This window comes from Rhodoferax sp. U2-2l (assembly GCF_020594515.1).
In the GTDB taxonomy this organism is placed as follows: domain Bacteria; phylum Pseudomonadota; class Gammaproteobacteria; order Burkholderiales; family Burkholderiaceae_C; genus Rhodoferax.
On the sequence record NZ_JAJCTH010000024.1, the window covers coordinates 39,895 to 49,165 of the forward strand.

The following is a 9,271-nucleotide window of genomic DNA, read 5'->3' on the forward strand; positions in this document are numbered from 1 at the left end:
CTTCTTCGGGATCCTGAGATTATTGATTTTGACTATCTATATTTTTCTAGAAACTGGTGTTCTAGAGTGCTGCTTTTATATTCAAACGTTTGTGTAAAATAATTCTCCCCCCTGAAATCCAAACGGTTTGGATGCCATGCCAACGGAAGTCACCAGACCAAACAATTGAAGAATCGCGGGATCTTCCTTTGACATAATTTATGCGCGGAATCCTGTCCGACTGATAAAGATAGAAACAGATTTGGGCAACGGTGTTAACCGTCCCAATGCTCTTTGAACGAAGCAAACTGTTGGTTTTGACATACCGCAAAAATCCTCACCATGGCAACGCATGGTGCGGTTCCTCCCCCTTGCAGATGGTTGCCGCAAACACTCCAGACCAGATGTTTACAGCGGGTTACATTTGTATTTTTTTCAGTATATCGGAACAAAATTCGCTTTCAACCCCTGCTGGCTGACTTTTTTTGCCCTTTCATGTGCACTGAAAGGGAGCACCTTTTTATGGCGACGACTGCTGCACGATGGGCTGCGCCAGTGTTTCGGTGAGCGCGTAATTCATCAAGATGCCGTGTTGATCAAATGCCGCTGAAATCACCTTTGTTGGTGCAGGGCCCTTGCCCATGAGTGCACCTGTAAAGGGCAAGTATGTGTTGCCGTCAGCCGCCGCTTTGTCGTATGTCCACGACAGTTGATGCCGCCTGGTGTGGCTGATGCTTGAGGTCGTGGGTTGCCCCAACTTGGCGATCACCTCTTGTCGGCTGGTCTGCCCCTCGACCATAAATCCCAGGTCCCTCTGATCGAAGCGGTCGATGGGGCCAGGCTTGCAGCCACTCAAGGTCACCAATACGGTGAGCGCTGTGATCCAGACGATGGTTTGAATACGGACCGTTTGTAGTGATCCTGCAGTGGTGATGTTGAACATAGACCGAACTCCTGCGTTGGAGGGCAAGTGCTGATGACTCGCAGCGTTGACAACTTGCCCATGCCGGCTTTGTCGTTGGCCTGCCTGCTTCGGTTCAGATTTATTTCAGCCTCTTCATTGGCCAGCCCCAAGGCCTGGGCATGTGATCCACCCATCGGGTCAATCCACCAAATTTCCTGTGAACCGCCTGCCGCCTCCCGACGACCAAGGGGGCATCCGCGTCAAACACTTCACAAGGACACCATGGAATCTACGCAAACCGCCAAGACCATTGCCGCTTCAAACCTGTCACCAGCCACGAAGACAGCACAGGCTTATGCAGGCCTTTTTAGCCTGTCACTGCTGCTGGTGACCCTGGTGTGGGGCTCGACGGTTCCGGTGCTCAAGGTGGCGGCGGTGAGTTTGAGCGGGGTGGAGATTTCGGCGCTGCGCTTTGTCATTGCCGCCGCCTGTCTTTTGCCGTGGGCGATGCGGGCTTCACCTCAGGCTTGGCGGGACGGTGCGAGCCTGGGGGCGCTGGTGTTGGGGGCGTATGTTGCTCAGGCCTATGGTCTGCAGTTCATTTCCAGCAACCGAAGCGCGTTTCTCACCAGCCCGAACGTGTTGATGGTGCCTTTGTTTGGACTTGCCTTTGGCAACCGTATCTCATGGCGCATCCTGCTGTCAACGGCGCTGGCATGTTGTGGCATCGGTCTCATGTCTTGGGATGGTGACGGCCACCTGCTGGCCGATGTCGCAACACTGCTGGGCGCAGCAGGCTATGCGTTGTATGTGATTTTGCTGTCGCGCTGCGCAGCGCGTCATCGCGCCCAGCATTTGGCGGCCACACAAATTGTTTGCATGGCGGTTTTGGGATGCCTGTGGATGGTGCTGGATTCGGCCAACACCGACCGGTTGCAAACGCTTGGCGGCCGTTTGGACCTGAACCTGGTCGCGAGCCTGGTCTATCTGGGGGTAGTCGCTTCCGCTGGCATGTTGTTTTTGCAGGCTTTTGCCCAGCGCTACGTGTCTGCGGACAAGGCCGCTTTGATTTACGCGATGGAGCCGATTTTTGCTGCGCTCTTTGCCTGGTGGTGGCTGTCAGAAGTTTTGACCGTCAAGGCGGTGCTGGGTGGAGTCATGGTGGTTGGCGCGGTGGTCCTTTGCGAATGGCGTAGTTCGAAGCGCTGATCGTGGCGGCGATGGTCATCTGATTGTCAAAACCCATCCATCTCGGGTTCTGCCCCTACTCCCAGTCCAGGGCTTCCAGGTCGCGCTTTGCCTTGGGGTAGTGGGCTGCGGCGGCAAGTTCAAGCAACCGGCGGGCCTCTTTGACATCACGCGGCACACCATCACCATTGAAATAGAGATGGGCCAGTTCTGTTTGCGCCACCGCAAAACCCGCGTTGGCCGCTTTGCGCAACCAAGAGCGTGCCTTGATGACCGGATCCAGCGGATCTGACATGGAGCCGTCGACCGCCAATGCTGATGATTTAGCCAGCCCGTACAGCCCCAATGTCGTCTGGGCAATCACATTGCCGCCCGTGGCTTTGTGCTCCAACAGGGCCAAGTCATCGGTCGCCATGCTGCTGATGGCACGTTGCATATCCTCCGCCACGTGACCCCACTGAGACTCTGAGAGATTCAGGTACCACAACTCGCTGCTCACGTCGATCAATGGATCACCGCCATCACGGCGTCTGGATTTACCGCTGCGTCGCCCCTCCACCGCAGACAGGGATCGCCCAGCAACCACTGTCACCCCATCGGGTGGCAGAAAAAAATACTCTTCTGACAGCGAAGACTCAAACCAGGGGATCTGGTCATCCTGCGTTTTGTTGCGTACCTGGACGCCAACTTTCTTGAACACGGCCTCGATCGACAGATGGGGCTCCAAGATCACTTGCGCCAGTGCCGCCGTGTAAAGACTGTTGGCATCCTGGCCATCCGCGGCTAATTGACCTGGGGATGTGGAATACGCAACAACGGTCCCCACCGGCGCCTGCACGGGGGCCAAGCCCAAATTGTTGAAACTGCGGTACTTGATCGGGGTCTCGGGTTGGAACGGGTTGTCGCGGCAGGCATCCAGCACCACGATGTTGACGGACGATCGGGATGCCGACAAACGCTCCAGCAGGGTTTTGAGTGGGTAGGCACGCAACGGCACCGACTGCTCACTGGTGATCTTCATGTCCACCGGCACCAAATAGCTGGCACCACCGATCTGCATGCCGTGGCCGGCATAAAAAACCATGGCGGTGGCGCCCTCGGGCAAGTTGTCGGCAAACTCGGTCACCACCGTGATCATCCGAGAACGGTCCATATCCGTGTTTTGTTGAACCTTGAAGCCCAATTTGCGCAGGGCTTGGGCAATCAGCTTGCTGTCATTGATGGCGTTTTTCAGATTGCGTCGATAACCCGCGTAATTGCTGTTACCGATCACCAGGGCAAATTTGGGAACCCCGGTAGTGGAGGATGACGGACTGTCCTGAGCCTGGGCAGCGCCGATCAAAACGAGTGGCCACACCAAAGCGACACAAAGAATGCGAACCGCGCCCCCCACGCCAGCCATGCAGCGCTTCACTTGGCGCACTCTGGCGGCAAGGGACGTTCTTTCACGAGCACCACCTCTTCCACCAGCGGGCTGCTGCGCAACACGGACTGGGTTTCTTCCAGTGATTTCCCCTTGGGCACAGCCAGCCAAAGTGCCCCGGTTTCTGTTGGACCATTTTGAAGGGTGGCTTCAACGCTTCTCAACACCAGCAGAATGTCTGCATGTTTGGCATCGGGGTTGAACTGAACCCGGATCGCCGGCGCGATGGTGCATTCCGGGCGAACTCCTCGGAAGCCTTCACGCTCCGACTCACTCGACAGCAGCGAGCCGATGATGCCCGCCTGGGCCAGGATGACCACGCTGGCCAGCGCCAGCGCGGGCGCAGGCATTTGGACCATACCGTGCAACCAGTTCACTATCTTTTGCAGCAGTGACGGTGCAGGTCGGGATGCCCGCAACTCGCTCATCAGCCGCTCCAGTCTTTGTGTTTCGGGCACCTTGGATGTCGTGTTGCGGGTGGACTCACGCAAGATTTGCGCGAACTCCATTTCTTGTTGCGCCTCAGAGTGAGCGGCCAGGTAGGTTTCCATCCAGGCCTGGTCAGTGGCCTCCAGGGTCCCATTCACGTAAAAGGGCAACAACTCGGCAAAGCGTTGGCGCTCAGTGCGGGTATCAACCATGGCGACCTCCTTCGATCCAGCGCGACACACACTCTCGCATGCGTTGTCGCGCATTGAACAGCCTCGACTTCACGGTACCCACCGGGCAGTCCTGATGTTTGGCAACCGCCTCCAGCCCAGCATCTTCGTAATAGACCCAGAACATGGTTTCGCGATGCTCGGCTGGCAAGCGGTCCAGGCAGTAGCGCACCGCCTGGGCATCCTGCTCAGATTCAAATCGGGCCACAAAGTCCCAGTCGGGATCGGGTGCGTTGTCGATCGTCTGCTCGTCCACGTCGTCCAAATCCAACGCTTTTTTTTGCGCGCGCCACCAGTCAGCGGCTTTGCGCCTCGCAATGGCACACAACCAGGTCGAAAATTTGGAACGACATTCAAAGTCTTGCGGGTTTTTAAAAACAGACAAAAAAACATCGTGCGTCAGTTCCTCGGCAGCGGCATCTACCGTCACGCGGTGGCGAACAAAGGCGTAGACGAAATCAAAGTAATGCCGGTAAAGCCGGGCACAGGCTTTGTCGTCCGATCGGCCAATCTGGTTCAGTAATTCGGCGAGGGTTTGATCTGGCAGGTCGGTCATTGAACAATTTTTGCCACAGCACAAGCTGCGACGCTACGGCAGAAAGAGGGGTACGGCATCAAAACGGCACAGATGGCCTGAGCATAGTGCATAAAAAATACAAATGACAACAATGCCATACTTATGTGCATTCAATAAAAAATACGCCGCTGTGCGGCCAATGGGATGCCCATGAATTCGTCTGTGACCCCTGTCATGCGCTTTGTCACACTTTTCGCCGCAGGGGTGCTGCTGGCACTGGGCATTTATTTCCCGGCTTGGGCCCAAGAGGCTTCCTGGGACCAACTCAATGCGCAAGCGGTCGCGCTCCATCGGCAAGGTGACTTGCGGCAAGCCACACAGGCGGCGCGCCAGGCGCTGGCTTTGGCAGAGAAGTCACTTGACCCCAACATCAACCACCTGGGGACCAGTCTGGAGAACCTGGCGCATATGTATCGCCTCCAAAATCAAGTTGAGCTGGCAGAGCCGTTAGCGCGTCGGGCGGTGACTTTTTGGGAAGACTACCTGGGTCCGGACCACCCCTATCTGGCAAAGCCATTGGCGCTCCTGGGAACCGTTTACCGCATGAAGCGGCAATACGGACAGACCTTGCCCCTGTTCAAGCGCGTCGTGATATTGCAGGAAAAGGGGCTGGGGCCAAGCGATCCGCAAACGCTGGTCAGCATGGAAGCGTTGGCGTCGGTTCATGAGGTCCTGGGCCAGTATGTTTTGGCGGAGTCGCTTTACAAACGTGTGCTGTCGTTGCGGGAAGAGAACTTGGGCTTGGAGCACGTCGATGTGGCGATCAGCTTGTACCGGCTCGCCGAAATGTACTTGACCCAATCGAAGCCAAGCCAGGCTGAGCCCTTGTTCAAACGCGCGATGGCCATCAGTGACAAGCGCCTTGGTGTTGATCACCCCATCGCCACGGCAAATCTGTACGGGCTGGTCAGGGTGTACCTCCAACTTGGCCAGACCAGCAAAGCCAATCTTCTTTATGACCGGGTGTTGGCCAACCTGATCAAGCTCAAGGCACCCATTGACCCAGTGATGCTCCCGCTCATGCTGCATCTGGCACCGCAAGACATGACCAGTAGCCAGCTAACGAAAGCGGAACAAGTGTTTCGACGTTTCCTCGCCGACCAGGAAACACAATTGGGCCCAGAAGCACCGGAATTGCTGAACAACCTGATCAATTTGGCAGACATTTGTCGCGTCCAAGGCAAACTGGATCAGGCAGAGCAACTTTTAAAGCGCGCGTTGCTTATCGAGGAACGCATGGGCTTGGTGGATCACCCGGGCATGGCCATGATCTGGAACTTGCTGACCAAGGTGTCAAGCGCCCAGGGACACGCGTCGAGGGCGCTTGACACCGCACGCCGCGTGACTGCCATCCATCAACATCGCATCCTTGCTGGGGTGACGACGGACAACATCGTGGCGGAAGCCAAGTGGAATCAACATGGGTTTGCCTCCCATCTGGACCTTCTGGCGCGCAATCCTGACCAAGAGCCCGCAGAACGGGTGGCTAACGAGGCCTTCCAAGTGGTGCAACTGGCACAAACGTCTGCTACCGCGGCCGCCGTGGCCAAAATGTCTTCCCGCTTTGCCAGTGGCGATGATGCGCTGGCCGGCCTGATCAGAAACAAGCAAGATGCCGCAGATCGCATCACCAAAGCGGAAACACAACTGCGCATTGCCGCTGGCATGAAGCCGCAACTGCGTCAGGTCGCCGATGAAAAGCGTTTACGTGATGACATCAGCATTTTGGAAGAATTCGTTGGCTGGATCGATGCGGAACTGGCACAACGCTTTCCCAGCTACCAGTTGCTGACCCGTCCGCTGCCGTTATCTCTGCGTCAGGTGCAGACACGGCTGCAACCGCAAGAAGCCATGCTGGTCTATGAATTGGCGCCATCCCGTAGTTTTGTCTGGGTCATCACGCCTGAGCGCACTCAGTTTTTGCCACTCAATGTCAATTTCAAGGAGACCGAAGCCCAAGTGGCAAAGGTTCGCTCTGAAATGGATCTGGATGCCAACGGGCGCCCAAAGCACGTGAGCTTGGACACGCTGCACGATCTTTACCAGCGACTATTTGCCCCCATTGAGCCGCAGCTGGCCGACATCCAACACATCATGGTGGTGGCATCGGGTCCGTTGCAGAGCTTGCCATTGGCCATGCTGGTGACTTCGCCGGTGCCGGAGGTTCGCCAGACGCCGGACTATGCCAGTGTGGATTGGCTGACCAAACGGTACGCTCTCTCGGCGCTTCCGGCGGTCAGCTCGCTGGAAGCTTTGCGCCGTTTTCCCAAGAAGGGTGATGCCCAAGAACCATTTGCTGGCTTTGGTGACCCGGTGATTGGAGATCGACTGAACACAACACCAGGAAAACGTCGCGGCATCGATGTGCAAGACATTTTTCGTTCAACCAATGTCCAAGCCGCGGGAACGGCTGCCGCACTTGGCGCGCCAGACCTTGCGGATGTTGAGGTGATCCGTGAGAAAACGGGTTTGCCCGAAACGGCAGATGAGCTGCGTGCCATGGCCCGTTCACTCAAGGGCGGCCAACAATTTCTCTGGCTGGCTGAGCGCTTCACCGAGGCCGAATTGAAACAGCTTGATCTGACGAAATTTCGAACGCTTGCCTTTGCTACCCATGGCGTGATGGCGGGGGAGATTCCTGGGGCGGGTGAGCCTGGATTGATCTTGACGCCACCGCGTTTGGGCAGCCTTGCTGACGATGGCTACCTGTCGGCCAGTGAAATTGCTGGTCTCAAGCTCAGCGCCGATCTGGTGGTGCTGTCGGCGTGCAACACCGCTGCTGCTGATGGCACCCCTGGTGCAGAAGGTTTCTCTGGCCTGGCCAAGGCGTTTCTGTATGCCGGTGCCAGAAGTTTGCTGGTGTCACATTGGTCGGTTGACTCTGACGCCACAGTGCAGTTGACCACGGCTCTGTTGAGGGAATATCAGGCCAGCCCGAGCCATGGTAAGGCATCTGCGCATCGTAAAGCGATGCTGAGGCTGATTCACATGTCTGACTATGCCCACCCAATGTTTTGGGCACCATTTGTGGTGGTGGGTGAAGGCGGGTCGTGGCATCGTCAGGTATCAGATAAGTCTTGATTTTTGGGTAGGTGCAAACGCTAAACTTTTATTTGGGGTGACTGAAGCGCTTAGGGTCAGTGATGACCGTTTTCTTCTAGAAATTTGCCTTCCCTGCAGCGGCTAATCCTCACTGGCAGCAGATGGTCGTCAAGAGTCACCCAGATTCCAAAACTGCCTGCCTGATACCAGCCACTCGTCTGGAAACTAATTGCTACTGGGAGATGAACCCATTGAAGTTCATGGGAAACCATTGGTTCGTTACGCCACGATGGGTGAGTTGCTGTTTGGGCTGACGAAATACTTTACCTTCTACAACGCCGAGCGCCCGCACCAGTCCTTGGAAAACCGAACCTCCCATGAGGTTCACAAGACTTCAAGCGGGGGCGGTGCGATGATCGTGGACAAATTCCAGAGCACAGAAAGACTCCCAGTTGCGCTGCGCTCCCGCGGGACTGCGTTCGAGGAAGTCAGGTTTGACAATGAGTCAGACATACCAAATGCAAAAACCGGGGCAGCGCCGTCCAGCTGCGAGAGGTCGAGTGCAACTTAAACTGCCATCAAGTTTGTCCTGTCTCCGGGGTCCACTTCACGGCGTGATTTGATTCGACCGACTCCAGAGGAGATTCGAGTATTTCATCGAAAAAGGGGAGGGAGGGGCCGGTGTTGTTGGTTAATTCATAGCAACGCCTGCCCGCTTTCAGGATTTTTATGGCCACGATTGGCGTCGATATGCAGCAAATATCTTTTCATCAGCTCGAGCGTGACCTTTTGCGCCAGCACCATGTCCGGCGTCACGTATTCAATGTTTCCGCCCTGTGAATCCAGCTTCAGGCTCCTCAACTTGCTTTTGGAAATCAGCATTTGCAAATTTGTAGGCAAAGTCGCAAATTCAATCAAGGGGCGATTTCGGTATTCACGGCTTCTATAGTCTTTGCCCAACCACAAGTCCAGGCACGCATTCAAACGAATCTTCGCGTGACACACAGAGCACCTCTACCGACCCGGCTTCAAACTGGCCAAAGCTGGTGTCATGCTGCTGGACCTGCAGTCGAACACCGAGGTGCAGGGTGAACTGGATCTGCAAACTGACGCAAATCACCACCAGAATCAAGAAGTGGACAAGACCCAATTGATGTCAGCCATGGATGGACTGAACCGCCGTTATGGCCGCGGCACACTCAAAATGGCCAGTGCCGGACTGGCTGGTGACAAACGCATCTGGTCGATGAAGCAGCAACGTCGCACACCGGGCTACACCACCTGCCTGGCAGATATGCCTGTGGCGCGGGCTTGAGGGGGAGGGCACCATGCCAGAGTCAGCGCTACCTGCGCAAATCCCATCAATGGAGGCGCCTCTCAAGAAACACCACACAACTGATTGATTTGCATGGTGTTTTCAAACGGGATTTTCAGTAGCCACGAGTTGCATCCCCATGGTCTTGGCACGCTGGGCGAGGTTGTGCAAGACCCGCTGGCGG

Annotated in this window: 8 protein-coding genes; 3 read left to right on the forward strand and 5 right to left on the reverse strand. The window is 56.1% G+C overall.

The features are described from left to right. Nucleotides 1-499: 499 nt before the first annotated feature. A complete protein-coding gene (locus LHU53_RS18615; protein WP_227334278.1) occupies nucleotides 500-922 on the reverse strand; it encodes a hypothetical protein in 423 nt (140 codons plus the stop codon). A 33-nt stretch (nucleotides 923-955) separates the two neighbouring features. Between LHU53_RS18615 and LHU53_RS18620 the strand changes: the two genes are divergently transcribed. Further along, complete coding sequence (locus LHU53_RS18620; RefSeq protein ID WP_227334289.1) at nucleotides 956-2,092, forward strand: DMT family transporter; 1,137 nt, start codon at nucleotides 956-958, stop codon at nucleotides 2,090-2,092. A 55-nt stretch (nucleotides 2,093-2,147) separates the two neighbouring features. On the opposite strand, the gene LHU53_RS18625 is transcribed toward LHU53_RS18620, so the two are convergent. From LHU53_RS18625 to LHU53_RS18635, 3 genes are read right to left on the reverse strand one after another with little or no spacing between them, the layout of a single operon-like run. Continuing rightward, nucleotides 2,148-3,428 carry a caspase family protein gene (locus LHU53_RS18625; protein WP_227334279.1) on the reverse strand — a complete coding sequence of 427 codons (1,281 nt, stop codon included), beginning with the start codon at nucleotides 3,426-3,428 and terminating at the stop codon, nucleotides 2,148-2,150. A 53-nt stretch (nucleotides 3,429-3,481) separates the two neighbouring features. Beyond that, nucleotides 3,482-4,135, reverse strand: coding sequence for a hypothetical protein (locus LHU53_RS18630; RefSeq protein ID WP_227334280.1), 654 nt, complete (start codon nucleotides 4,133-4,135; stop codon nucleotides 3,482-3,484). Beyond that, on the reverse strand, nucleotides 4,128-4,709 hold the full coding sequence (locus tag LHU53_RS18635) for an RNA polymerase sigma factor (RefSeq protein WP_227334281.1): 582 nt from the start codon (nucleotides 4,707-4,709) through the stop codon (nucleotides 4,128-4,130). The genes LHU53_RS18630 and LHU53_RS18635 overlap by 8 nt, the downstream gene beginning before the upstream one ends. Before the next feature lie 183 nt (nucleotides 4,710-4,892). Between LHU53_RS18635 and LHU53_RS18640 the strand changes: the two genes are divergently transcribed. Beyond that, the gene (locus tag LHU53_RS18640; protein WP_227334282.1) at nucleotides 4,893-7,811 is read left to right on the forward strand and encodes a CHAT domain-containing tetratricopeptide repeat protein; all 2,919 of its coding nucleotides are present in this window, start codon (nucleotides 4,893-4,895) and stop codon (nucleotides 7,809-7,811) included. Between the two features lie 657 nt (nucleotides 7,812-8,468). On the opposite strand, the gene LHU53_RS18645 is transcribed toward LHU53_RS18640, so the two are convergent. After that, nucleotides 8,469-8,690: a hypothetical protein gene (locus tag LHU53_RS18645; protein ID WP_227334283.1), complete on the reverse strand. Its 222-nt coding sequence runs from the start codon at nucleotides 8,688-8,690 to the stop codon at nucleotides 8,469-8,471. A gap of 133 nt (nucleotides 8,691-8,823) precedes the next feature. On the opposite strand from LHU53_RS18645, the gene LHU53_RS18650 reads away from it, so the two are divergent. Continuing rightward, on the forward strand, nucleotides 8,824-9,087 hold the full coding sequence (locus tag LHU53_RS18650) for a DUF4113 domain-containing protein (RefSeq protein WP_227334284.1): 264 nt from the start codon (nucleotides 8,824-8,826) through the stop codon (nucleotides 9,085-9,087). Nucleotides 9,088-9,271 lie beyond the last annotated feature (184 nt).